Consider the following 25,025-nt stretch of genomic DNA (forward strand, 5'->3'; position numbering starts at 1 on the left):
TGGGACACCTGCGACATGGATCGTTCTCTTTTCCCAGCAATCGCCCTTATATGTGCTGCCATGGTGCTCATCCCTGGTGGGGATGCAGCGGGTAAAATCCTGACCGCAACGCTGAGTGTCTCGCCATTCTTTGTCGCCTGGAGTCGGTTCCTCATCGGGATGTTAGTATTTATGCCCATCGTCGGGCGCTTCGATTTGCACCTGTATCTTGATTGGCGGGTCTGGCTCCGGGGCGCCTTCATCACTGGCGGTATTTCATCCATTCTGACAGCCCTGCGCACGGAAGACATTGCCGTGGTTTTTGCAATCTTCTTCCTAGGCCCAATCTTAAGTTACTTTGCATCAGGCTTCCTGCTTGGAGAACGCTTGGAACGCAAACGAACCGCGCTTCTTTTACTGGGGTTTTGCGGTGTTGTATTGGTCGTTCGGCCCGGTCCAGACATGGGTGTTGGGGCAGTCTACGCAGCAATTGCTGGGGTATTTTACGGCAGCTACCTAACCGCCAGTCGTTGGCTGGCCGACCGCGCACGCCCGCTAGAAATGCTGTTATCGCAACTGGTGATCGGCTCGCTGTTGCTGACACCTATGGGGTTGATCAGCATACCAAGTTTTGATCACGCCCTCACCATCCCCCTTCTCATCAGCGCGCTTGGCTCTGCCATTGGGAACTATTGTCTGGTCATGGCCTATCGACGGGCCGAGGCTTCGCGCCTTGCCCCTTTCATCTACCTTCAATTAATTTCTGCGACGGTTTTCGGGGCCCTTATCTTCAACACATGGCCAGATATCCTAGGATTTGCAGGCATTGCACTGCTGCTCGCATCGGGTTTTGCCACGCTATTGCTACGCAGAACCGGTTGACACATCACAACATCGCGATTTGCACCTTTGATACGATACGGTCACTCTGCGGCCAGAAACGTACAAAGGACAAAACATGAAACCGCAAACTGGTAAAACTTTCCCCGCAATCACGCTGCCAACCCTATCTGGCAAAAACGTCACCCTTGGCAAAGCATCCGGCGACAATTGGGCCCTTGTTCTGGTGTATCGCGGCGCGCATTGCCCGCTGTGTCGCTTGCAACTGAAGGCCATGCAGAAACATGTTGCAGCCTTCACCGAAACCGGTGTTGAGATCACAGTCGTGTCCGGCGACCCCGAAGAAAAAGCCCGCAATTTCCATTCTGACATCAAACTGGACGCGAGAGTGGCCTATGGCCTGTCGATTGAGCAGATGAAAGAACTGGGTCTTTATATTTCAGAACCTCGCAGCGCGGCGGAAACCGACCGCCCCTATGCGGAACCGGGCCTTTTTGTTGTGAATGACCAAGGTGTTCTGCACCTTGCAGATATTTCCAACGCACCATTTTCCCGCCCGGATATGGGTGCGATTGCCGGCGGCGTGAAATACATCCGCGAAAACAACTACCCAATCCGTGGCGATTACGCCGGTTAATTCGACCTTAGACCGGCAGCGCGGTTGTCTTGAAAACGGTGCGCAGGGCAAAGGAGCTTTGCATCTGCGTCACCCCGGGCAGGCGCGACAAATGTTGGCGGTGGATACGGGCGAAATCTTCGGTATCCAGCGCGACAACCTTCAACACATAATCCGACTTCCCGGCCATCAAGTGGCATTCCAACACATCTGGAATTTTTGCGACCGCACGTTCAAAAGCGTCCAAGACCTCATCCGCCTGCGCGGCCAATGTGATTTCCACAAAGACCGTTGTCGGACGGCCCAGCTTGCGCGGGTTCAAAAGCGCCACGTAATCCTTGATGTACCCTTCCGTTTCCAAACGCTGCACGCGACGATGGCAGGCCGAGGCCGACAGATTTATCCGTTCGGCCAGTTCCGCATTGGACATTCTGCCACTCTTTTGAAGTTGAATCAGTATTCGTCGATCTACGCTGTCGATGCTCATATCTTCGTGGATTCTTCTAATAATTTCACTCAGCATCGAAGATACTTCAAAAATACCCGAATTACACCCCATAATTACCCAAGCAATTGCGTGCGGCCCTTGCGACAGTCTGCCTTAAGAGAAATGAGTGAGGATCACACAATGAAAATCGGTTGCCCAAAAGAGATCAAACCCCAAGAATTTCGCATCGGTATGACACCGGCCGCGGCCTTGGAAACTGTAAACAACGGCCATGAAGTGTTCATCGAAGCAGGCGGCGGTGTCGGCGCTGGCTTTACGGATGAAGATTATATCGCGGCTGGCGCGACCATGATGGCGACCCCTGCTGAGATCTTCGCAGTTGCAGACATGATCGTTAAGGTCAAAGAACCACAACCAGGCGAGCGCAAGATGCTGCGCAAGGGTCAGCTGTTGTTCACATATCTGCACCTGGCACCCGATCCCGCACAGACCAACGATCTGATCGAAAGCGGCTGTACTGCGATTGCGTATGAAACTGTGACTGATCGCAATGGCGGCCTACCTTTGCTTGCCCCAATGTCCGAAGTTGCCGGTCGTTTGGCCCCACAGGTTGGCGCATATACATTGCAAAAAGCCAATGGCGGTCGCGGTGTTCTGATGGGCGGCGTTCCTGGTGTGGCCCCTGCGAAAGTTCTGGTCATCGGTGGCGGTGTTGTTGGTACGCATGCAGCGAAAATCGCAGCTGGTATGGGCGCGGACGTCACTGTTCTTGATCGGTCCCTGACACGTCTGAAATATCTCGACGACGTCTTTGGCGGCACATTCAAGAACCAATACTCTACCGCTGGTGCGACCGCTGAATTGGCGGCAGACGCTGACATGATCATCGGCGCAGTTCTGATCCCGGGCGCCGCTGCACCTAAGTTGATCTCACGCGAGCAGTTGAAAACTCTGAAACCAGGTGCTGTTCTTGTGGACGTTGCGATTGACCAAGGCGGTTGCTTTGAAACATCCAAAGCCACCACCCACGAAGACCCCATCTATGAGGTCGACGGCGTGATGCATTACTGTGTGGCCAACATGCCCGGCGCGGTTGCACGTACATCCACCATTGCCCTTGGCAACGCGACCCTTCCCTTCATGCTGGCCCTTGCCAACAAAGGCTGGAAACAAGCTTGTAAAGATGACGGCCACCTGTTGAACGGCTTGAACGTACACGCTGGCAAACTGACCTACGCAGCCGTCGGCGAAGCGCTGAACATGGACAGCATCACACCAGAAGCAGCACTAGAAATCTGATCTCTCTCCTGATGATCAAACACCTAGGCCGGGGGGAAACCTCCGGCCCTTTTTTTTGTTGGTACACTCGTTTTTTATGCCTTGCATAGATGGCAGGAAGCATTGCTTCTGTTGATAGCGTATACTCACATAGGGATATGAGATTAGATGAACCGTATTTCCGGCACTTGCTTCTTGGTCATAACACTGGGGGGCGTATATATGTGGGAACCTGAAACCTGGCATCACGAGCGTTTTCCAATCGCAGTAATTGGAATGATCATTTTTATATATTTCGGAGATACATTGGGTTTACTCTTCTCACGAATCTCGATCCGCGTCAGAAAAATGATCGGCAACTTCTTTCAATAACGGCGCTTCCAGCGGGGAAATGCCAATCATCTCCCCAAAAACAGAACGGGCCCGTCATTGCTGACGAGCCCAAACCTGTATGCGGAGGGTTACCGGAGTAATTTACCTGCGCCCCCCGTCTGCACGATATACTTTACTTCTTAACAAGAGAATCGCGGATCTCAAGCAAAACATCGATCTCACTTGGTCCAGCGGGGGTTTCCGCCGCAATTTCTTCTTCTTTTTTCGCTGCGGCCTCTTTTACCTTGTTCAGGTAGCGCACCATCATGAAGACAACCCAAGCAATAATCAGGAAATTGACGACCGCCATCATGAAGGCACCCCAAGCAAAGGCCGCGGCCCCTGCTTCGCGCGCAGCTTCCAATGATGCATAAACCGTGCCGTCACCGCCTAGGATGATGAACTTATTGGTAAAATCAACACCGCCCGTAAACAGACCAACGATTGGATTGATCAAATCAGAAACCAGAGATTTCACAATCGCTGTGAAAGCTGCACCAATGATCAGACCAACAGCCATATCCATGACGTTGCCTTTTGCGATGAAGTCCTTGAATTCTTTTAACATTTCTTGTTTCCTTATGTACAAGCCCCAGTGGCTGTTCGCCTGCGCAGATGTATACTGCACCCGGCGCACATATCCAAACCTGTTCTCGGGGGAAATCGTGCCTACATTTCCCCAATCGGTATAAATGACAGAATTCACACGCCCGACTTAAAAAGGAAACACCATGTCTGATCTTTCTCAATTTTCCATTACCTCCCGTTGGCCTGCTGCAAATGCGGATGTGATCCAACTGTATTCCTTCCCCACACCGAACGGCGTGAAGATCTCCATCGCTTTGGAAGAACTTGGATTGGCTTATGAACCCCATCTTGTGACACTGTCTGATGCCGATGTGCAAAGCCCCGAATTTCTATCCCTCAACCCCAACAACAAAATCCCTGCGATCATTGATCCAAATGGCCCCGATGGTGCCCCGGTTGGTCTATTTGAAAGTGGCGCGATCTTGATTTATCTCGCTGAAAAAACCGGCAAGTTGATGCCCCAAGGTGCTGGCAAATACGAAGTTCTAAAGTGGCTGATGTTCCAAATGGGCGGCCTTGGCCCGATGTTGGGTCAGCTTGGGTATTTCTACAAATTCGCGGGTTCGGAAATCGAAGACCCGCGCCCACGTGACCGGTATATCGGCGAAGCCAAACGCCTGCTTGCGGTTCTGGATAAGCAAATGGAAGGTCGCGATTGGATTGCGGGTGAATACTCCATCGCAGACATCGCGATTGTGCCTTGGTTGCGTGCTTTGGATTTCTATGGCGCGAAAGAGCTACTGGAATTCGACAAACATACGAATGTCGTCGCATGGCTAGAACGTTTTATGGACCGCCCCGCTGTGCAAAAAGGTCTCAAGATTCCTCAGGTCGGTTAACCATACAGCGATAGGACGACGAGATAACACATGAACACACGCGATTACATTGAATGCAATCGCGTGTGTTCAGGCCCGGTCAAACAGGCAACTCACCACTTAGAACATAACGCAAGATCTCAGCGACCTGACGTGGGTCTTCGCATACGGCCAGTGCCGCCGCGTCAACTTCCTTCAGCGCATGTTGGTGATCCGCGCCATGCAGCACAATCACGCTTTTGCCCAAAGCCGCAGCATAGCCTGCGTCAAAAGCCGCGTTCCATTGTTTGTATTTCTCACCAAAACGCACGACCACCACATCCGCATCGGCAATGCCTTTACGCGTGCGAATTGCGTTGACTTTCGCGCCCAAATTATCGTGCCAGAATTTCTTTTCTTCCGCACCTAAGATCGCCACACCGCAATCATCGGACGATGCGTGATCCGTCACCGGAGCAGAAAAACTCACGTCCAGGTCTGCCGCACCTTGCATGATTTCTTCGCGCCAATTTGTGTGGATCTCTCCCGAGAGGTAAACATTCAATGTCATCGCTGTGTCCCATCTGTGTCAAAGCCAATGTGGCGTATCTTAAACCATCCCCTATTCAGTGCCAGCCAAAACAGATCAAAGCACCAATTCTGCCGGAATCAAGCCACGCAAACTGTTGCCACAAAAGATCTTGGATTCGGTGAGGTCACGCAGGGATAATCGCGCAACCTTCGCCTGATCCGTCGCAAGCAAATCCGCACGTAAAACCCCCGGCAAAGCCCCAGCGGATACAGGGGGTGTCAACAGCATGCCCTTGTCATCCTTCACAAAAATATTGGTGATTGCGCCTTCAGCAACAGCCCCGCGCGTGTTCAAGAAAAGCACTTCATCAATGCCGGATGGCATATCTGCGCGGGCTTGGTCATAGATCGCACGCTGAGATGTTTTCATCCCCCGCCAGATGTCTTTTTCATCAATGGCACCTTTGGACATCATGACCTTCCACGAGGCGGCGGCGACGGTCACTGGGGACGTCGTTAATGACAGGCCCTGTCGGGTCAGCGCGAACCGACATCGCAGGGCAACATTGGACGATATTTGCGCCGCCATTTCGCGCGCTTCAGGCGCAGAATAGGCAAAGCCCAAACGCCCGGCAGCCAAGCACATGCGGCCCACGTGACGTTCCAAGCGCGGCATCACACCATCGGCGGTGCGCAAAAATGTTTCAATTATTTCAATCTCCTCTGGGATCAAATCTCGGCGTATCGGGCTTTCCACAATGCTTCCTCATATTCACTGGGGGCAGTGCTGTCCCAGACAACGCCGCCGCCTACATTCAAACGCACACGCCCCTCATCAAACAGACTAAGGGTACGGATGGCCACGTTGAAGCTGCGCTGCCCGCCTGGGCCAGACCATCCAATCGCGCCACAATATATACCACGCGGGGAATCTTCGAGGTCATCAATGATTTCCATCGCACGGATCTTTGGAGCACCCGTGATGGACCCGCAGGGAAACAGGGCGCGGAAGATCTCAGCCAGACCTTGATCCGGCGCCAATTGCGCACGCACACGGCTGACCATTTGGTGCACAGTGGCGAATGTTTGCACGTCGAACAGTTCCGGCACTGTCACCGTGCCCGGCATCGAAACCCGACTGATATCATTGCGCAAAAGATCAACAATCATCAAGTTTTCTGCGCGGTTTTTCTCATCGTTTTGCAGCCATTTTATGCGCGCTGCATCTTCCTCAGACGACAAGCCACGCGCAACCGTTCCCTTCATGGGCAGGGTCTCAATCATGCGCCCATCGGTGCGAAAAAACAGTTCTGGTGAGCGAGACAAAAACTGTGCGCCGCCCAAATCAACATAGGCCCCGTGCTGCACTTTCTGGCGATCAACCAATTGCGCATAAAGCGCCTTAGCATCCCCAGACATCTGGCTGTCCATGGGGAAGGTCAGGTTGATCTGATAACAATCGCCGGACCCAATATAGTGCTTCACCTCGTCAAACGCCCTGCGATACCGTGCAAGGTCCCAACGCGGCGCGGGACCCGACAGCTCAGCCGCACCGGACATCTCCGCGCCGCCCGGCAGAGGTTCATCAAAGACGCCAAAGCACAAAAGGGGGGTATCACGGGTTGTGGGCATACGACCACGCAGCTTATCAATCAGCGCATAACCCAACTCATATGACGCAAAACCCGCCAACCATTCGCCAGATTTCTCGGCATCATTCAACGCAAGCAATGCCGCGGGAACATCTTCGGCCGTATCGGCAGAAATCACACGTTTAGGCGCACGAAACCATGTTCCACCCGCATCCTGCCCCAATAGGCCATCATCAAAGAAAATCTCGCCTTGCACGCAATCGCCTTTCAGTTCCGGCCCAGTCATAGCCCGGAATAGGTTTCCCGCAAGATGATAATCCGACGTTTAGCCAGTCACAAGCGCCCGCTGATCATCGCGCCCCATAGAAAGCAAACGTGGCGTCTGGGCTTGTTCGTCTTGGAAGCCCGCCTTATTCGACATGCCCCGCCAATTTGCCGTCAGTAAGCTTTGCGCCACCGCCCCACCAAGCGTTCCCCCCGGTCCCAACACGATAAACACATCCGGCATAAATTCACGCGCCGCCACCCGCAGAGCCGCCGTAAAATCGTAAGGTTCATAAACCTGATGCCCCAGGGTGTAATCCCAAAGCGCATGCCTATTCACAGCACCAGGAGCCCAAATCGCCCCACGCCCATCAATCAAAGGCACCTCAGGTTGACCAAACATACTAGCACCCAGACGCGCACGCCCTTGTTCCGCCACGGGTTTCTGCAAATGCGTATGGAACCCGGCGTGATTGGGCAAGCGCATGGGAAACCTATCTTCCAATCTTGGCATTTCACGTTCGAACGCAACTAGCCCTGCTTCATTCCCGGCCAAAACCAACATCCCACCAAGGTCAATCGACAGCCCCAACACATGATCCGCCCGCGTCGAAACCTCAGCGCATTTCGCAAAAACCTCGCCTCGACGACCTGGGACTTCCACCCAATTATCATCCACAAACGGGTAAATAATTTGCCCACCAATCAGGTTCTCCTGCATCAGCGTGCCCATGGTGTTCACCACCTCAAACCCGCCCATCGGCGACAGTGCACCCCCACAGGCCAACGCGATATACCAACCCATGGAATTGCCTGTCACAGCCAAAATATCGAACTTATCGCGGTCAATCGCCTGAAAATCTGCCAAAGCCGCCGCATAAATCAAAGGCGAGGCATGATCACCGCGCGTATGTTTCGCACCAGAAAACCGTTCAGCCCCATCAAGCGCCGTCACAGCTTCCTGCCCCGTCTGCGCCCGAAACGCGTCAAACTGCGCAAACATTTCAGCTTTATCCGCATGGTTGCGCGTTAAATATCCAAGCTCGGCTTTATTGTAAGTGCCCCGTCCCGGGGCCACGACAACTGCGGTCAATTTTGACATTTACTTGCCCTCCCAAAGCTTGATCGCGGCCTGTGCAATACTGTCAGCTGACGGCATCGTCGCGGCATAGGCGGGGCCTGTGGCGATAAAACTGTCTTCCGCTGCCAGGCGCGCCGATGGTAAATCGCAACGTTCATGCAGCATCGAAAGCAAGGCTTCTGATTGGCTGCCTGTCGTACGGCATTCATCAACCACCAGCACTTTTTCAGCTCCTTCAATCGCCGCCAATATTCCATCTACAGGCATGGGCGCAAGCCAACGTATATCAATCACACGCGTCTGAATTCCCTTGTCGGCCAAAGTTTTAGCCGCTTGTTGCGACAGGTAATTCCCATTGCCATAGGTCACAATCGCCAATGACCCATCGCCTGTAACACCAACTTCGCCCAGCGAAATTTTCTCATCGGGCGCGGGGTACATATCCATCCAGGCCCCGTCTTTAGAACCGTCTTTCGCATCATGCAAATCCCGCATCGGATACAGCGCAATCGGCTCCACAAACACAACAACGCGCTGCTCCTCACGTGCCAAGCGCACACATTCGCGCAGCATTTTCGCCGCATCCGCACCGTGGCTTGGGCAAGCAATAATCACACCTAGAATATCACGCAAAACGGCCAAGGAATTGTCATTGTGGAAATGCCCACCAAAACCCTTTTGATAGCCAAGCCCAGCAATCCGCAGCACCATTGGGTTGGTATATTGACCGTTTGAGAAAAACGAAAGCGTCGCAGCCTCGCCCCGAATTTGGTCTTCCGCATTATGCAGATAAGCCAAAAATTGGATCTCAGGCATCGGCACAAACCCGTTATGCGCCATGCCAATAGCCAGCCCCAAAATCGACTGTTCATCCAGCAATGTGTCAATCACCCGGTCCGGCCCAAAGCGATCACACAGCTTCTGGGTCACCCCGTAAACCCCACCTTTTTGGCCAACATCTTCGCCCATCACGGCGATTTCACGATGTTCTAACATCAGATCCGTCAGCGCCCAGTTGATCAGACGTGACATGGGCTGCGGCTCATTCATCGCGCGTAAATCGCTTTTTCCAAACGCCTTTTCACGATCCGCAACCGCAACCCCATTGCTTGGCGCACAGTCACGTTTCGGCGGAATGATACTGGCCATCACATCTTCTGCGGTTTTCAACCTTGGCCGCGTCACAACCTGTTCCGCAACCCGCGTACATTGCGCCTCGGCCTCGAGATAAATCGCTTTGATCTCATCCGCAGACAACACGCCCGCATCCCGCAAAAGCCGCGCCGAATGCATCAAAGGATCCTCCGCCTCCCAGGCTTCAAAGATATCCTTCGACAGATAAGTCTGCTGCATGTCCGACCCGGCATGCCCGTACAGACGTACCAAAGTCAGATGCAAAAATGCCGGTTTCTTTTGGGTCCGTACGTAATCCGCAGCCTCACGCGCCGCACGCCAGGTGTCATAAATATCCAACCCATTGGCGTGGAAATACTTCAACCCCGGACGGTTCTCATAATTCGCCGCAACCCATCCGCGCGGCGTGCGTGTAGAAATGCCAATCCCATTGTCCTCACAGACAAACAGCAAAGGCATCGGAACCGACTGAAAAGACGTCCAACACGCCGTGTTAATCGCCCCCTGCGCTGTAGAATGGTTCGATGAGGCATCGCCAAAAGAACACATCACAATGCTGTCGTCCTGCAACACCTGGTGTTCCGGCTTCACACGTTTCGCAAGCCCCACAGAATAGGCCGCACCAACCGCTTTCGGCAAATGCGAAGCAATCGTCGATGTCTGCGGCGGAATATTTAAAGCCTTTGATCCCAACACCTTATGGCGCCCCCCCGAGATCGGATCCTCCACAGATGTCGCAAAGCTTAGCAACATATCCCAAGCTGGCGTCGTGCCCGGAACTTGGGCTGATCGACGCGTCTGAAACGCCCCATCGCGGTAATGCAAAAACGCCATATCATCGGGGCGCAACGCGGATGCGACCGCCGCCATACCCTCGTGACCGGAAGACCCAATCGTGTAATACCCCTGCCCCGCAGCCTGCATTTTGCGAGAGCGGCGATCAAGATTGCGCGACAGACATTGCGCCCGGAAAATCGCGACGGCTTCATCCGCAGCCAAAGGCCCATCAGCCGCCGCCCCACCGGGCAATGCCCCCGATGTCAACCGCTCAAGAAACGCCTCATGCACAATATCCGCGCGATCCATGATTTATCCTTCCGGGGCCACTTGCCCCTTTCTTTTCAGTATAAATATCCCGGGGGTGTGGGGGCAGCGCCCCCACCTACCTATTCTTTAGAAGAACGCCTGCAAACCAGTTTGCGCACGTCCAATGATCAGCGCATGCACATCATGCGTGCCCTCATAGGTGTTCACAGTTTCCAGGTTCACCATGTGGCGGATCACGTGGAAATCAAGGCTGATACCGTTGCCGCCATGCATATCGCGCGACATACGCGCCACATCCAAGGCCTTGCCACAGTTGTTACGCTTCATGATCGAAATCATTTCGGGCGCAGCATTGCCTTCATCCATCAAACGACCAACCCGCAGGCTGCCCTGCAAGCCAAGGGTAATCTCGGTCTGCATGTCTGCCAATTTCTTTTGGAACAGCTGCGTTTGCGCCAAAGGTTTGTTGAACTGCTTGCGGTCCAAACCATATTGCAAAGCCGCATGCCAGCAAGCTTCAGCAGCCCCCATAGCACCCCAAGAAATGCCATAACGCGCGCGGTTCAAACAGCCAAACGGGCCTTTCAGACCTTCAACATTTGGCAGCAGCGCATCTTCGCCAACTTCCACATCCGCCATCACGATTTCACCGGTGATAGAGGCGCGCAGCGACATTTTATTTTCAATCTTCGGCGCGGACAGACCTTTGGTGCCCTTATCCAAGATAAAGCCACGGATCTTGCCGCCATGGGCTTCAGACTTCGCCCAAACCACAAACACATCCGCGATCGGCGCGTTCGAAATCCACATTTTGGACCCGTTCAGAACGTAGCCACCATCGGTCTTTTTCGCGACGGTCTTCATACCCGCAGGGTCAGAACCCGCGTCAGGCTCCGTCAGGCCGAAACAGCCGATGGACGTGCCCGCAGCCAGACCCGGAAGGTATTTTTTACGTTGTTCTTCAGATCCATACGCATAGATCGGATACATCACCAAACTCGATTGCACGGACATCATGGACCGATATCCACTGTCCACACGCTCCACTTCGCGCGCGACCAAACCATAGGCCACATAGCTGGATCCAAGCCCGCCATATTCCTCAGGCACCGTAATTCCCAGCAAGCCCATCTCGCCCATTTCCGCGAAAATCGCGGGGTCGGTTTCTTCATTCGCGAAGGCATTGGTCACGCGTGGCGCAAGTTTTTCCTGCGCATATGCCGCCGCCGCGTCACGCATCATGCGTTCGTCTTCGGACAGTTGCTCGTCCATACGGAAGGCATCTTCCCAGGTGAACTTTGCAAGATCTGGTTTGCTTTGTGGGGACAGATTTCCAGCCATGGTTCAGGCTCCTTTAAGTTCGTTCACGGCGCGCGCGATCCGCGCACAGCCTTCAGTTAAATCAGCATCTGAATAGGCGTAAGACAGTCGAAAATGCCCACCAAGCCCAAAGGCCCGGCCCGGCACAAGCGCAACATTGCCCTCATTCAGGATAAATTCGCAGACATCCGCGTCATTTTCGAGCAGTTTCCCGCCAGATGTCGTGCGGCCAAACAGCCCTTCGCAGTTCGGGTAAACGTAAAACGCCCCGCCCGGCACTTCGCAGGTTATACCATCCACCGCGTTTAACGCATCCACCACCATATCGCGGCGCGCGCGGAAGGCATCACAGCGTTCTGCCAACAGATTTTGTGGGCCGGTCAGTGCTTCCAACGCCGCCGCTTGGGAAATTGAAGACGCCCCAGATGTGCATTGTCCTTGGATCGCGGTCATGGTTTTGATCAGGTCAACAGGGCCAATGCCCCAACCCAAACGCCAACCCGTCATCGCGTAAGACTTTGAAACCCCATTCACAATCAACGTCCGATCCGCCAAATCAGGGGCGGCTTTGCGGAAAGATGTGAAGGGCTCATAGGTCACATGCATATAGATTTCATCCGCAATCACCCAAACATGTGGATGCTTACGCAAAACTTCCGCCAATGCTTCCAGATCCTCCCCAGAATACATCGCACCGGATGGATTGCCGGGCGTGTTGAGCATCAACCACTTTGTTTTATTCGTAATCGCGGCTTCCAACGCATCTGGTGTCAGGCGAAATCCCTGATCCGCACCACAAGGCACAGTGACCATTTCACCTTGGCAAAAATCCACGATATCCGCATATGACGTCCAATAAGGCGCGGGCATAATGACCTCATCACCCGGGTTCACGGTCGCCGCAAAAGCGTTGTGAATGACCTGTTTCGCACCGGTTGAAACCATGACTTCCGCGATCTCAGGCCGGAACCCACAGAAGCGTTCCGCATCCATCGCAATCGCTTCGCGCAACGCAGGTTTTCCCGCGGTTGGCGGATATCCCGTGTCCCCCGCCAAAGCCGCAGCATTAGCTGCCGCAATCACGTTTTCCGGTGTTTTGAAATCCGGCTCGCCCGTTCCGAAAGTCAACACAGGGTGGCCTTCGGCTTGGCGGGCACGTGCGGCCTCGGAAATCTTAACAATTTCTGAAAGCTGCAGTGATGCCGCGCGATCTGATCGGATAAATTCAGCCATTCTTAACCCTTCGCGGCGTAGAGGCCGCCTGTCTTTGTCGCAAGAAATGCTTCCAGCGGGATGTCTTCCTGTTTCAGGAACCCCTTGTCCGGCAGCACGCCATCGCGCACCATTTCAATCACGCCCACCACGCTTCCCGCAGTGGTCCAAGCAATGGCGGTGCGCATCTCACCTGCGACCTCAATTGGGCGATAACCGCGCACAAATTCTTTGCGCTGCAACCGACCATTTACCATGCCTTCTGCGGCAACATGAACGTAAACCACATCATCCTCAACAGGCGGTTTCGCATTGACCAAGATTTCACCAGCTTCTTCCCGGCGATCACGCATCAAAAGCTCATGGAAGAAGAAATTCATTTGATCCATATGGCCTGGATAACGCATTGTTTTATAATCAATGTTGTCCACCTTACCAAGGTAGGTGTCACACATCGTTCCCAAGCCGCCAGAAGTTGTGAAAGCTTCCAATTTCACACCGTCAATATATACAGCTTCCAGCCATTCCATCGGCGACACCCATTTGCGCTCACCACCCTCGATGACTTCGCAATCATTCAAGTATTCGTTCACCACACCTTCAGGCGACCAGTTGAACGCATATCCCATCAAGCCAGTCGGGTTTTGCGGCAACGCGCCCACGCGCATTTTACAACTGCGGCAGTCGTCAAATTGTTCGATCAGATCTGCACCCACGATGCCAATAAAGCCCGGCGCGAGTCCACATTGTGGCGCCATTAGACCTTTTGAAGTCTTTGACAATTCAATAATGGCCTGGGTGGTTGGCACGTCTTCAGTAAGGTCAAAGTAATGAATTCCGGCGGCATGCGCTTCTTTCGCAATCGCGGTGTTCAAGTGATATGGGAGGCATGACAGGATCGCGTCGACCTCGCCAAATAGCGCCCGTAAGTTGCTGGCGTCCGACAGGTCAAGTGATTGTGTTGCAAAGGGAAGTTCACGTCCAGCCAAGTTCATGTCAACGCCCGTGACCTCAAAGCCAGCTTCCTTCAAAAGCGTCGCCGCCAACGTGCCAACTTTACCCAATCCAAGTGTTGCGATCTTTTTCATGCCATTCACCTTTGCACATAATTCCGGTTTTGACGTGACGATAGCAATTGCCCCTTCATGCTAAAATAGCTAAATTCGCAGTAATTCATGAGATTTAGGAATGTGAAAACCCGATGATTCCCTCGCGCTCTCTGCCCTCACTTGCCGCCCTACGTGCCTTTGAATGCGCCGCCCGACATGGGTCATTCACCCTAGCCGCCGAAGAATTGCACCTCACCCAAAGTGCGGTGTCACGCCAGGTCAAAGACCTTGAGGCGCAGCTTGGATTTTCGCTATTTCGCCGCAATGGCCGCCGCGTTGCCCTGACCGATGCAGGTGGGGAATTTGCCCGCGCCTTGGCACTTGATTTGGACCGCCTAAAGCAAACCGTTAGCCGCGCAGTCACCGCTGGCAACGCCCGCACCGCGCTTCGTATTGCCACGCTTTCGACCTTTGCAAGCCGTTGGCTGATCCCGCGCCTGCCCGAATTTGAGGCCAAATTTCCCGAGGTCGAAATCAGCCTTTCCACCCGGCTTCGACCGTTTTCTTTTGATGCGGAACGCTTTGATTTGGCGATCCACCATGGGTCCGCCGATTGGCCTGACACGCAAATGTCACGCCTGTGCGGCGAAGAAATTCTGGCCGTCGCTGCTCCGGAATTCATCCATGAACAAAATCTTACCGACGCCGAGCCCCAAGACATCGCTGACGCCCCGCTTTTGCATCTTGAAACCCGACCTGGCCATTGGGCCGAGTGGTTGCGCTTGCAGGGCGTCGTTTCCCCCAGCTTCCCGCGCGGCAAGCAGTTCGACCAGTTTTCCATGATCATATCCGCTGCAACCCACGGCCTTGGCGCGGCGCTGCTGCCACGGTATCTCATTGAAAGAGAACTAGAAAGTGGCACTTTAATCTCGTTACCTGGCGACCCGGTCATCACAGATAACGCCTATTGGTTGGTGACCCCGGCGGGCGCAACATCGCCTATGGCACAGGCCTTTGCGCGTTGGGTAAAAACGAAGGTTTCGAAGGGAATCAGCATTAATTCTACATGAGTTTTTTGCACTCATATGCAAATTTTACGAGATTTTTCTCCTACAAGGGATGCGCTATACTGGGTCCAAATTCCATACAAAAGGGCCCTTCCCATGGACGTTACCCGCGAAATTTCCGACATCCTTTCCCGCCTTGGCGTGGATAAATCTGCCTATACAGGCGGCACCCGCAAAGTGATCAGCCCCGTGACCGGCACTGAGATCGCCGCCGTCAACGACATGTCTGCAGACATGGCAAAGGCCGCGATCAGCAAATCCAAAGCTGCGTTCAAATCTTGGCGCATGATCCCCGCCCCGCGTCGCGGTGAATTGGTTCGTCTACTGGGCGAAGAGCTGCGCGTTGCCAAAGAAGACCTTGGTCGCATCATCTCCATTGAAGTCGGAAAAATCCCATCCGAAGGCCTTGGCGAAGTCCAGGAAATGATCGACATTTGCGATTTCGCAGTCGGTCTGTCGCGTCAATTGTATGGCTTGACCATCGCGACTGAACGTCCCGGTCACCGCATGATGGAACAATGGCATCCGCTTGGCCCGGTCGGCGTGATTTCTGCGTTCAACTTCCCGGCGGCTGTTTGGTCCTGGAACGCGGCCCTTGCCATCGTGTGTGGCGATCCGGTGATCTGGAAACCATCCGAAAAAACACCGCTGATTTCGCTGGCTTGCACATCCGTCTTTGAACGCGCAATCGCACGTTTTGGCGATGATGCACCAGAAGGTCTGCACACGCTTCTGCTTGGCGATCGTGACTTGGGCGAAACCCTTGTCGACAGCACAGATGTGCCGGTAATTTCCGCCACAGGTTCCACACGCATGGGTCGCGAAGTTGGGCCACGGGTTGCGGCGCGTTTCGGCAAATCCATCTTGGAACTTGGCGGCAACAACGCCGGCATCGTTTGCCCATCTGCCGACCAAGACATGGCTTTGGCCGCAATCGCGTTCGGCGCGATGGGCACAGCAGGCCAGCGTTGCACATCGCAGCGTCGTGTTTTCGTTCACGACAGCATCTGGGAAGAATTCGTTCCACGTCTCGCCGCTGCCTATAAATCTGTGACTGTGGGTTCCCCCCTGACGACAGATTCACTTGTGGGTCCATTGATCGACAAAAACGCATCCGACGCGATGGAAGCAGCGATTGAAGCGGCGAAAGCCATGGGTGGCAAAGTCACTGGTGGTGAATTGGTCGACGCGGGTCATCCCGATGCTTTCTACCGCCGCCCCGCCATGGTCGAGCTGAAAGAACAGAAGGGCATCGTTTGTGAAGAAACCTTCGCGCCTGTGCTTTATGTCATGCCTTACAGTGATCTAGACCACGCGATCGACATGCAAAACGATGTGACGGCTGGCCTGTCCTCGACCATCTACACGTTGGATGTGCGCGAAGCGGAAACCTTCCTATCCGCCATCGGTTCTGACTGTGGTATCGCCAACGTCAACATCGGAACATCCGGTGCAGAAATCGGTGGCGCGTTTGGCGGCGAAAAGGAAACTGGCGGCGGTCGCGAAAGCGGATCTGACGCGTGGAAAGCATACATGCGTCGTCAGACCAACACCGTGAACTATTCGCGTGAACTGCCACTGGCTCAGGGCGTGAGCTTCGACATTGGTTAAACTCCCTTAACCTTTCTCGCAGAACCCCGCAGAAGAAATTCTGCGGGGCTTTCTGTTAAAATGGCCGCACGACAGCGCCGGAATAGAAATACACCCCCATTCCGAAGGCGAATAAAACCACGCCTGCAACCGAGTGCAAGATAATCGCCAATGGCAGACTTTCGCGGGTCTTATAGGCCCAGGCGAAGATCAGGCCGCCGATGAATGTCATCACCGCGACGATCCAACTCCAATACATTAGATGCGCAAGCGAGAACAAAGCAGCGTTCAACCAAATCGCCGCTGCACCAGATGGAATCACCGGTTTGTAACGGCGGAAAAACAACACGCGAAAAATCAATTCCTGCGGCAAGGCCGACACCAGCGGGTAAAACACAGCGATCATCAACATTACATCTGGCCTGTAGATCAACATCGCGAACAAGCGATCCGGAGCGTTGCGCGACAGGATCACATAGCTTGCGACCGCCACCGCCAAAGCAATGCCAGCCACGGATCCGATCAATGGCCAAAACCCCATGCGCGACCACCCTTGGAACATGATCCGCCAGGAAAAACCCGGGGTGCGCAACAACAACATCAAGCCCAACACCATAAACAACGCGAGTGCCGTAAACATGCGTGTTGGTGGCAGCCAGATCGCAACCGCCAGTGGAACAACCACAAACAACATCGAAAATTCAACGAATAGCCACCGCCTTTGCCGGGGGCAGTTGTGGTCTTCAATGCCAAATTCTTGAGAATGGATAACGGACATGTATTCGCAATTCCTAGTGAGCCCATAGGCCGGGCTTCGGGTTTTCAGATTAGATATGCCCCAAGCGACAAAAAACAACATGCTAAATCACAGATGTTGCGCAGATTCCCACCTCAACAAACGAATCCCCCTTGAACCTTCCCTCATGATATCTATACACCACGACAATTTGTTTCTCCGGGGGTCTACCATGCCAAAACGCGACGATATCTCATCCATCATGATCATCGGGGCCGGCCCTATTGTTATTGGTCAGGCCTGCGAGTTTGACTATTCCGGTGCGCAGGCCTGCAAAGCCCTTCGCGAAGAAGGTTACCGCGTTATCCTCGTGAACTCGAACCCGGCCACCATCATGACCGACCCTGAGTTGGCCGACGCAACCTATATCGAACCGATCACGCCAGAAATCGTCGCCAAGATCATCGAAAAAGAGCGCCCCGATGCGCTGCTTCCCACCATGGGCGGCCAGACTGGTTTGAACACATCTTTGGCGCTTGAAGAAATGGGTGTACTGGAAAAATTCGGCGTTCAAATGATCGGCGCAAACCGCGAAGCCATTGAAATGGCTGAAGACCGCAAACTTTTCCGCGAAGCCATGGATCGCCTCGGCATTGAAAACCCGCGCGCGGCCATTGTCACCGCTCCGAAATCTGATGATGGCATCACCGACCTTGATGCAGGTGTTCGCATGGCGCTTGAGGAACTCGAAGGCATCGGCCTGCCCGCCATCATCCGCCCCGCTTTCACCATGGGTGGTACCGGCGGTGGCGTTGCCTATAACCGCGAAGATTACATCCATTTCTGCCGCACCGGCATGGACGCCTCCCCCGTAAATCAGATCCTGATTGATGAATCCCTGCTCGGCTGGAAAGAATTCGAGATGGAAGTTGTGCGCGACAAAGCCGACAACGCCATCATCGTTTGTGCGATTGAAAACATCGATCCAATGGGCGTGCACACAGGTGATTCCATCACCGTCGCCCCCGCGCTGACCCTGACCGACAAAGAATACCAAGCCATGCGCACCGCATCCATCAATGTTCTGCGCGAAATCGGCGTCGAAACCGGTGGGTCAAACGTGCAATGGGCCGTGAACCCCGTCGATGGCCGCATGATCGTGATCGAGATGAACCCACGCGTGTCGCGCTCTTCCGCACTGGCGTCCAAAGCCACAGGTTTCCCGATTGCCAAGATCGCTGCGAAACTGGCGGTTGGCTACACGTTGGACGAACTCGACAACGACATCACCCGCGTGACACCTGCCTCGTTTGAACCCACCATCGACTATGTTGTCACCAAGATCCCGAAATTCGCATTTGAGAAATTCGCGGGCTCTGAACCCTACCTGACAACCGCGATGAAATCCGTTGGCGAAACAATGGCGATTGGCCGCACCATCCATGAAAGCCTGCAAAAAGCGCTCGCGTCTATGGAATCCGGTCTCACTGGTTTTGACGAAATTGAGATCGAAGGCGCACCAGAAAAATCCGCCGTCATCAAAGCGATCAGCAAGCAAACCCCGGATCGCATGCGCACCATCGCACAAGCCATGCGTCACGGTTTGAGCGATGACGAAATCCACGCAACCACACGGTTTGACCCTTGGTTCCTCGCCCGCATCCGCGAAATCGTTGAGGCCGAAGAAACAGTGAGACAGGAGGGGCTCCCGACTGACGAACGTGGCCTGCGTGATCTCAAAATGTTGGGCTTCACCGATGCCCGTCTTGCAAAACTGGCTGGTTCTACAGAAACCGAAGTTCGCAAAACCCGCGTATTGAAAAACGTCACCGCAAGCTTCAAACGCATCGATACATGTGCTGCCGAATTCGAAGCCCAAACCCCCTATATGTATTCCACCTACGAGGCCCCGGCCTTTGGGGACGTTGAATGCGAAGCCCGCCCAAGTGACGCGAAAAAAGTCGTCATTCTTGGCGGTGGCCCAAACCGTATTGGCCAAGGCATTGAATTTGATTACTGCTGCTGTCACGCCTGTTATTCCCTGACAAAACAGGGCTATGAGACCATTATGATCAACTGTAACCCGGAAACGGTTTCCACTGATTATGACACATCAGACCGCCTGTATTTCGAACCGCTCACTTTTGAACACGTCATGGAAATCCTGCGCGTTGAACAGCAAAATGGCACCCTTCACGGCGTCATCGTTCAATTCGGCGGCCAAACCCCGTTGAAACTCGCCAATGACCTGGAAGCCGCCGGCATTCCAATCCTCGGCACCACGCCCGACGCGATTGACCTTGCCGAAGATCGCGAACGCTTCCAAGCGCTTGTGAATGAACTTGGCCTGAAGCAACCCCACAACGGCATTGCCTCCACAGATGAAGAAGCCCTTGAGATCGCCAAAGATGTTGGCTTCCCGCTGGTGATCCGCCCCTCCTACGTTCTGGGTGGTCGCGCCATGGAAATCGTGCGCGACATGCCACAGCTGGAACGCTACATCAAAGAGGCCGTGGTTGTGTCTGGCGACAGCCCGGTTCTGCTTGACAGCTATCTTGCCGGCGCCGTTGAACTTGACGTTGACGCGCTGTGTGACGGCAAAGACGTTCACGTCGCAGGCATCATGCAACACATTGAAGAAGCTGGCGTTCACTCTGGTGACTCCGCCTGTTCCTTGCCGCCATACAACCTTGCCGCCCATATCATCACAGAGGTCAAACGCCAAACCGTCGCCCTCGCCCTTGCGCTGAACGTCAAGGGTCTGATGAACATCCAATTCGCGGTCAAAGACGACACGGTTTACCTGATCGAGGTCAACCCACGTGCATCGCGCACCGTGCCTTTCGTCGCCAAATCCACCGACAGCGCCATCGCCGCCATCGCCGCGCGCATCATGGCGGGTGAACCCCTGTCGAACTTCCCCAAACGCCCGCCTTACCCCAAAGACGCAGCCAAGGGCGACCCGGAACCCATGGGCGACCAAATGCGCCTGGCCGACCCCGAAGACATGCCCTGGTATTCCGTAAAAGAAGCGGTCCTGCCGTTCGCACGCTTCCCAGGCGTCGACACATTGCTTGGCCCAGAAATGCGTTCCACCGGCGAAGTCATGGGCTGGGATCGCTCCTTCCCGCGGGCCTTCCTCAAGGCGCAAATGGGCGCAGGCATGGAACTTCCACCTGAGGGCCGCGCGTTTATTTCGATCAAAGATGCCGACAAAACCGCGCTGATGATCGACTGCGCACGCATCCTGTCTGACCTTGGATTTACCTTGGTTGGCACCAGTGGCACCGCCACTTGGCTGTCTGAACAAGGCGTCAAATGCGCCACTGTGAACAAAGTCTATGAAGGCCGCCCAAACATCGTCGACATGTTGAAAAACGGTGAAATTCAATTGGTAATGAACACCACAGAGGGCAGCCAAGCGGTGTCCGACAGCCGCGAAATCCGCGCCGTGGCGCTTTATGACAAGATCCCATACTTCACCACAGCAGCAGGTTCCCACGCCGCAGCGCAGGCGATCAAAGCCATGCGCGAAGACGCCCTAACAGTCCGCGCCCTGCAAGGCTAACACGCCAAAGGTTAAACCTGCCCAAGACCAAAAAACCCGCGCACCATCATGGCGTCGCGGGTTTTATTTTGCTTCCTCTTTCGTCCGGCGCCACGCCCAAACCCCAAGGGCAGCGCCTGGCCCTCCCCACGGGAGGGCTCTTCGCACCCACCCAGAGGGCCATGCGCTGTCCTACGAATGTCGTTCCTTCACTTTCCCAGTAGATTCATCCATCATCATTTCAAGGTGCTTATAACGCCTGCCAAATGCGCCATTTCCATACGATTTTACCATTTCAGGGTTGAGCGTAACATCGTCCGGATGAATATGCTTCAGCAATTGATAGCTAATCACCCAGCCACGAAAATCTTCTCCCAGATGGGTGGTGCAATTGAACATGAGCAATTTGATTTCGGCTGAACCCAAATATGCCCTAACGATCTTTGAATACTTCTGTTGAAGTTCAGTGTTCCTCACCGGATCAAGCGCACCATCCCGGCTGAAAGCCAACCTAGCTTTATCGATGTGCCGCATAATGTTATAGAGGAGACGAAAATACGGACCAAGATCACCCTCAAATTCTCTATCGTATTTTTCTAAGTAGCTTTCTTTTTGCTTATCAAAATCACATCTCGTTCGATAACATGTCGGAAAGCCGGAGAAGCTATCAGCTTCCGGGGGTAAAGCATCCAAGTCCAAATCTTTAAAAAGCTGATTGGCAAGCATTGCACTATGGTATTGCAATACGCCTCGTCCGTTACTCTGTATCTCTCCGTGTTCATCCTCTGAACATATTTCCAACGATTGCACATGTCCATTAAACAACTCAAGCAACCCAAACAGCGTATTCTCAAACCGCTGCAACTTGAACTCTCCACGCGATAGTTCCAGTTCCTTTCTTTGAAACCCCAACTCTCGCCGTTGTAACGTCAATTCTTGCCGCTGCATAAACAACGCCGCAATCAAGCCCGCAAAAGCCAAGCCAGAGAACAACGCGGTCACGCTGCCAAACATGTCTCCAAAGCCACCTACCTCATCGGGTAGGTCCCACCAGAACAGCATTCCTAACGGCAACAACCACAAAACAAAAACACCGCCCAGCAACACTGCCAGCCCACGCCCAGTCGCAAGAAAATGTACCTTATCTTCAGATTTCTCGTCTCGCATCACACCCTCAACCCCCGCGATCCCTGCGACTGAGATCATCACCCCAAAAAGGGTCATCACGGGCAGAGCTATAATTGCTTGTTCAAAATATACCATCCCCACAACCAATACATGAAACGAGGGTTCGATCCAGATCAATCCGCCCCCATTCTCCCATCCCAATCCCTCTGCACATCCCCCCATTCAGGCCGCTTATAAGGACGGTATTCCGGCGGCGCATCAAAGCGTTCCAGAAACCCGCCCAGGCGCGTGAACATAAACGCCTCTCTGATGTGACACTGTTGATTTGCGTTGAGAAGTGACCCGGTAGCCCCCTAAATTTTCACTGAGAATTGACCCATGTAAATACACTACCCTGACGGTTTTTGTCAGGGAGATATGGAGTGATAGACATGGGATTTTTAAGTGTAATACGACGTTGGGCATTGCGTGAAGGGATGCCAATTCGTGAGATAGCCCGGCGGACAGGCTTGTCTCGTAACACCATCAAGAAGTACCTGCGAGAAGGTGCTGTCGAGCCGAAGTTCAAGACCCCCAAGCGGCCAAGCAAACTAGACCCGTATGCGGATCGTTTGTCGGCTTGGCTTCTGGCTCAGACACGTAAGTCGCGCAAAGAACGGCGCACCATGAAGCAGATGCATGCGGATTTGGTGAAGCTTGGTTATGATGGATCTTATGCGCGTGTGGCTGCCTTTGCGCGTGTTTGGCGTGAGGATCGGCATCGCGTAGAGCAAACAACTGGGCGGGGTGCGTTCGTGCCTTTGGTGTTTCAACCAAGCGAAGCATTCCAGTTTGACTGGAGCGAAGACTGGGCCACCATCGGTGGCGAACGCGTCAAGCTGCAGGTTGCCCATACGAAGCTGTCGCACAGCCGCGCATTTTTGGTGCGCGCGTACCCGTTGCAAACACACGAGATGCTGTTCGATGCCCATTGGCATGCGTTCCGCGTGTTCGGCGGTGTGCCGGGGCGTGGCATTTACGACAATATGAAGACCGCTGTTGATCGTGTTGGCAAAGGCAAGCAACGCGATATCAACGCTCGCTTCAAGGCGATGGCCAGCCACTACGTCTTTGAGCCAGAGTTCTGCAATCCAGCGGCTGGTTGGGAGAAGGGGCAGGTGGAGAAAAATGTTCAAGATGCGCGCAATCGCATGTGGCAGGTTATGCCAATCTTCAAGGATCTGGATGAGTTGAACCAGTGGCTGGAAGATCGTTGTATCGCCCTTTGGTCTGAGACATCGCACCGGGATCTCCCGGGAACCATTGCCGACGCTTGGGAAGCAGAGAAGCCCATGTTGATGGCATTGCCACCAGCCTTCGACGGCTTTGTGGAGCACAGCAAACGTGTGTCACCGACTTGTTTGATCACCTTCGAGCGCAATCGCTACAGCGTACCCGCCAGCTTTGCCAACCGGCGCATCAGCTTGCATGTTTATCCAGAGCGCCTAGTCATAGTGGCTGAAGGCCACACGGTTTGCACGCATGAGCGCATCATAGATAGATCACACCGCAAGCCAGGTCGTGTTATCTACGACTGGCGTCACTATCTCGCTGTTATCCAACGCAAACCTGGTGCTTTACGCAACGGCGCCCCGTTCACAGAGATGCCAGAAGCCTTCCGCATCCTGCAAAAGCATATGCTGCGCAGAGAAGGTGGCGACAGGGAGATGGTCGATATCTTGTCATTGGTTTTACACCATGATGAGAGTGCCGTTCTGTGCGCCGTAGAATTGGCGCTGGAGGCTGGCGTACCGACCAAGACGCATATCCTGAACTTGTTACACCGGCTGTTCGACGGGAAACATACGGATCATCCAGAGGTCGACCCGCCTGATGCTCTGGCATTGGAAACAGCGCCAAAGGCAAATGTAGACCGCTATGATGATCTGAGACAGCCTGGGGAGAAGCGCCATGCGTCATGACCCTGCAGGAGCTTCAATTGTGATCATGCTGCGCAGCCTCAAACTTTATGGCATGGCAAACGCGGTGGAAGATCTGATTGCCCAAGGTGGGCCAGCTTTTGACGCCGCGACACCGATGTTGTCCCAACTCCTCAAGGCAGAGATTGCTGAACGGGAAGTGCGTTCAATCGCATATCAAACAAAGGTGGCCCGCTTCCCATCATACAAAGACCTCGCTGGCTTTGACTTCAAATCCAGTGACATCAATGAGGCCACTGTCGGGCAGCTGCATCGGGGCGAGTTTATGGAGAGAGCCGAGAACGTTGTGCTTATTGGCGGGCCTGGAACAGGCAAAAGCCATGTCGCGACGGCCATCGGTGTTCAGGCTATCGAACACCACCGGCGTAAGGTTCGCTTCTACTCAACCGTGGAATTGGTCAACGCATTGGAACAGGAAAAGGCGCTTGGCAAAACCGGAAAGAAGGCTGAGATGATGACCAAGATCGACTTGGTCATACTTGATGAACTTGGGTACCTACCGTTCAGTTCATCTGGCGGCGCGCTGCTGTTCCATCTGTTGAGCAAACTCTACGAGCGCACCAGCGTCATCATAACCACCAACCTTAGCTTCTCAGAATGGGCGCAGGTCTTCGGAGATGCAAAGATGACCACAGCGCTTCTGGATCGCCTCACGCACCGCTGCCACATCCTCGAAACTGGCAACGATAGTTACCGCTTCAAGGCTAGCTCAGAGGCTGCAAAGAAAACACGAAAGGAGAAAGCAACATTGACCAACACATAAACGCTGATACATAAACAAGGGTGGGTCAAATCTCGGTGAAAATACCGGGTCACTTCTCAACGCAAAT

Annotated in this window: 22 protein-coding genes; 9 read left to right on the top strand and 13 right to left on the bottom strand. The window is 54.0% G+C overall.

What is annotated here, in order from left to right; all coding sequences use genetic code 11:
- Positions 1-15: 15 nt before the first annotated feature.
- The gene (locus RJ38_RS03145) at positions 16-861 is read left to right on the top strand and encodes a DMT family transporter (protein ID WP_039017439.1); all 846 of its coding nucleotides are present in this window, start codon (positions 16-18) and stop codon (positions 859-861) included.
- A gap of 76 nt (positions 862-937) precedes the next feature.
- Positions 938-1,456 carry a peroxiredoxin-like family protein gene (locus RJ38_RS03150; protein WP_039017440.1) on the top strand — a complete coding sequence of 173 codons (519 nt, stop codon included), beginning with the start codon at positions 938-940 and terminating at the stop codon, positions 1,454-1,456.
- 7 nt (positions 1,457-1,463) lie between these two features.
- On the opposite strand, the gene RJ38_RS03155 is transcribed toward RJ38_RS03150, so the two are convergent.
- The gene (locus RJ38_RS03155; protein ID WP_039017441.1) at positions 1,464-1,922 is read right to left on the bottom strand and encodes an Lrp/AsnC family transcriptional regulator; all 459 of its coding nucleotides are present in this window, start codon (positions 1,920-1,922) and stop codon (positions 1,464-1,466) included.
- A gap of 141 nt (positions 1,923-2,063) precedes the next feature.
- Here RJ38_RS03155 and ald point away from each other — a divergent pair, with 141 nt between their 5' ends.
- On the top strand, positions 2,064-3,182 hold the full coding sequence (ald, locus tag RJ38_RS03160) for an alanine dehydrogenase (RefSeq protein WP_039017467.1): 1,119 nt from the start codon (positions 2,064-2,066) through the stop codon (positions 3,180-3,182).
- A gap of 484 nt (positions 3,183-3,666) precedes the next feature.
- On the opposite strand, the gene mscL is transcribed toward ald, so the two are convergent.
- The gene (mscL, locus tag RJ38_RS03170; RefSeq protein ID WP_039017443.1) at positions 3,667-4,101 is read right to left on the bottom strand and encodes a large conductance mechanosensitive channel protein MscL; all 435 of its coding nucleotides are present in this window, start codon (positions 4,099-4,101) and stop codon (positions 3,667-3,669) included.
- Positions 4,102-4,264: 163 nt separating this feature from the next.
- Between mscL and RJ38_RS03175 the strand changes: the two genes are divergently transcribed.
- The gene (locus RJ38_RS03175) at positions 4,265-4,960 is read left to right on the top strand and encodes a glutathione binding-like protein (RefSeq protein ID WP_039017444.1); all 696 of its coding nucleotides are present in this window, start codon (positions 4,265-4,267) and stop codon (positions 4,958-4,960) included.
- Positions 4,961-5,039: 79 nt separating this feature from the next.
- Here the strand turns inward: RJ38_RS03175 and RJ38_RS03180 are convergent, their stop codons facing one another.
- The 8 genes from RJ38_RS03180 to RJ38_RS03215 all read right to left on the bottom strand — a co-directional run bounded on the left by RJ38_RS03180 (position 5,040) and on the right by RJ38_RS03215 (position 14,187).
- Positions 5,040-5,489, bottom strand: a complete 450-nt coding sequence (locus RJ38_RS03180; protein WP_039017445.1) for a YtoQ family protein — start codon at positions 5,487-5,489, stop codon at positions 5,040-5,042.
- Positions 5,490-5,564: 75 nt separating this feature from the next.
- On the bottom strand, positions 5,565-6,206 hold the full coding sequence (locus RJ38_RS03185; RefSeq protein WP_039017446.1) for an aminotransferase class IV: 642 nt from the start codon (positions 6,204-6,206) through the stop codon (positions 5,565-5,567).
- Positions 6,179-7,327 (bottom strand): aminodeoxychorismate synthase component I, encoded by a 1,149-nt coding sequence (locus RJ38_RS03190; RefSeq protein WP_082005610.1) that lies wholly within the window; start codon positions 7,325-7,327, stop codon positions 6,179-6,181. Before RJ38_RS03190 ends, RJ38_RS03185 begins: the two co-directional genes overlap by 28 nt.
- A 39-nt stretch (positions 7,328-7,366) precedes the next feature.
- Entirely contained in the window at positions 7,367-8,407 is a 1,041-nt protein-coding gene (locus RJ38_RS03195; RefSeq protein ID WP_039017447.1) for an ACP S-malonyltransferase, read from the bottom strand.
- Positions 8,408-10,606 carry a dehydrogenase E1 component subunit alpha/beta gene (locus tag RJ38_RS03200; protein ID WP_039017448.1) on the bottom strand — a complete coding sequence of 733 codons (2,199 nt, stop codon included), beginning with the start codon at positions 10,604-10,606 and terminating at the stop codon, positions 8,408-8,410.
- A gap of 87 nt (positions 10,607-10,693) precedes the next feature.
- Complete coding sequence (locus tag RJ38_RS03205) at positions 10,694-11,908, bottom strand: acyl-CoA dehydrogenase (RefSeq protein ID WP_039017449.1); 1,215 nt, start codon at positions 11,906-11,908, stop codon at positions 10,694-10,696.
- 3 nt (positions 11,909-11,911) lie between these two features.
- Positions 11,912-13,120, bottom strand: coding sequence for a pyridoxal phosphate-dependent aminotransferase (locus RJ38_RS03210; protein ID WP_039017450.1), 1,209 nt, complete (start codon positions 13,118-13,120; stop codon positions 11,912-11,914).
- A gap of 2 nt (positions 13,121-13,122) precedes the next feature.
- Positions 13,123-14,187 (bottom strand): saccharopine dehydrogenase family protein, encoded by a 1,065-nt coding sequence (locus RJ38_RS03215; protein WP_039017451.1) that lies wholly within the window; start codon positions 14,185-14,187, stop codon positions 13,123-13,125.
- Positions 14,188-14,300: 113 nt separating this feature from the next.
- Between RJ38_RS03215 and RJ38_RS03220 the strand changes: the two genes are divergently transcribed.
- Together RJ38_RS03220 and amaB are read left to right on the top strand one after the other, a co-directional pair.
- Positions 14,301-15,218 (top strand): LysR substrate-binding domain-containing protein, encoded by a 918-nt coding sequence (locus RJ38_RS03220; protein WP_039017452.1) that lies wholly within the window; start codon positions 14,301-14,303, stop codon positions 15,216-15,218.
- Between the two features lie 93 nt (positions 15,219-15,311).
- Positions 15,312-16,826, top strand: coding sequence for an L-piperidine-6-carboxylate dehydrogenase (amaB, locus tag RJ38_RS03225; protein WP_039017453.1), 1,515 nt, complete (start codon positions 15,312-15,314; stop codon positions 16,824-16,826).
- A 55-nt stretch (positions 16,827-16,881) separates the two neighbouring features.
- Here the strand turns inward: amaB and RJ38_RS03230 are convergent, their stop codons facing one another.
- On the bottom strand, positions 16,882-17,583 hold the full coding sequence (locus tag RJ38_RS03230) for a CPBP family intramembrane glutamic endopeptidase (RefSeq protein WP_082005611.1): 702 nt from the start codon (positions 17,581-17,583) through the stop codon (positions 16,882-16,884).
- Between the two features lie 190 nt (positions 17,584-17,773).
- Here RJ38_RS03230 and carB point away from each other — a divergent pair, with 190 nt between their 5' ends.
- Positions 17,774-21,109: a carbamoyl-phosphate synthase large subunit gene (gene carB, locus RJ38_RS03235; protein ID WP_039017454.1), complete on the top strand. Its 3,336-nt coding sequence runs from the start codon at positions 17,774-17,776 to the stop codon at positions 21,107-21,109.
- A gap of 171 nt (positions 21,110-21,280) precedes the next feature.
- On the opposite strand, the gene RJ38_RS17975 is transcribed toward carB, so the two are convergent.
- Complete coding sequence (locus RJ38_RS17975) at positions 21,281-22,393, bottom strand: putative phage abortive infection protein (protein WP_162183545.1); 1,113 nt, start codon at positions 22,391-22,393, stop codon at positions 21,281-21,283.
- Complete coding sequence (locus RJ38_RS19380; protein ID WP_272945933.1) at positions 22,390-22,512, bottom strand: hypothetical protein; 123 nt, start codon at positions 22,510-22,512, stop codon at positions 22,390-22,392. The genes RJ38_RS17975 and RJ38_RS19380 overlap by 4 nt, the downstream gene beginning before the upstream one ends.
- Before the next feature lie 135 nt (positions 22,513-22,647).
- Between RJ38_RS19380 and istA the strand changes: the two genes are divergently transcribed.
- The gene (gene istA / locus RJ38_RS03245; RefSeq protein WP_039017455.1) at positions 22,648-24,177 is read left to right on the top strand and encodes an IS21 family transposase; all 1,530 of its coding nucleotides are present in this window, start codon (positions 22,648-22,650) and stop codon (positions 24,175-24,177) included.
- Entirely contained in the window at positions 24,167-24,958 is a 792-nt protein-coding gene (istB, locus tag RJ38_RS03250) for an IS21-like element helper ATPase IstB (protein ID WP_039017456.1), read from the top strand. Before istA ends, istB begins: the two co-directional genes overlap by 11 nt.
- Positions 24,959-25,025 lie beyond the last annotated feature (67 nt).

The sequence above is a fragment of the Halocynthiibacter namhaensis genome, from assembly GCF_000812685.1.
Lineage (GTDB): Bacteria > Pseudomonadota > Alphaproteobacteria > Rhodobacterales > Rhodobacteraceae > Halocynthiibacter > Halocynthiibacter namhaensis.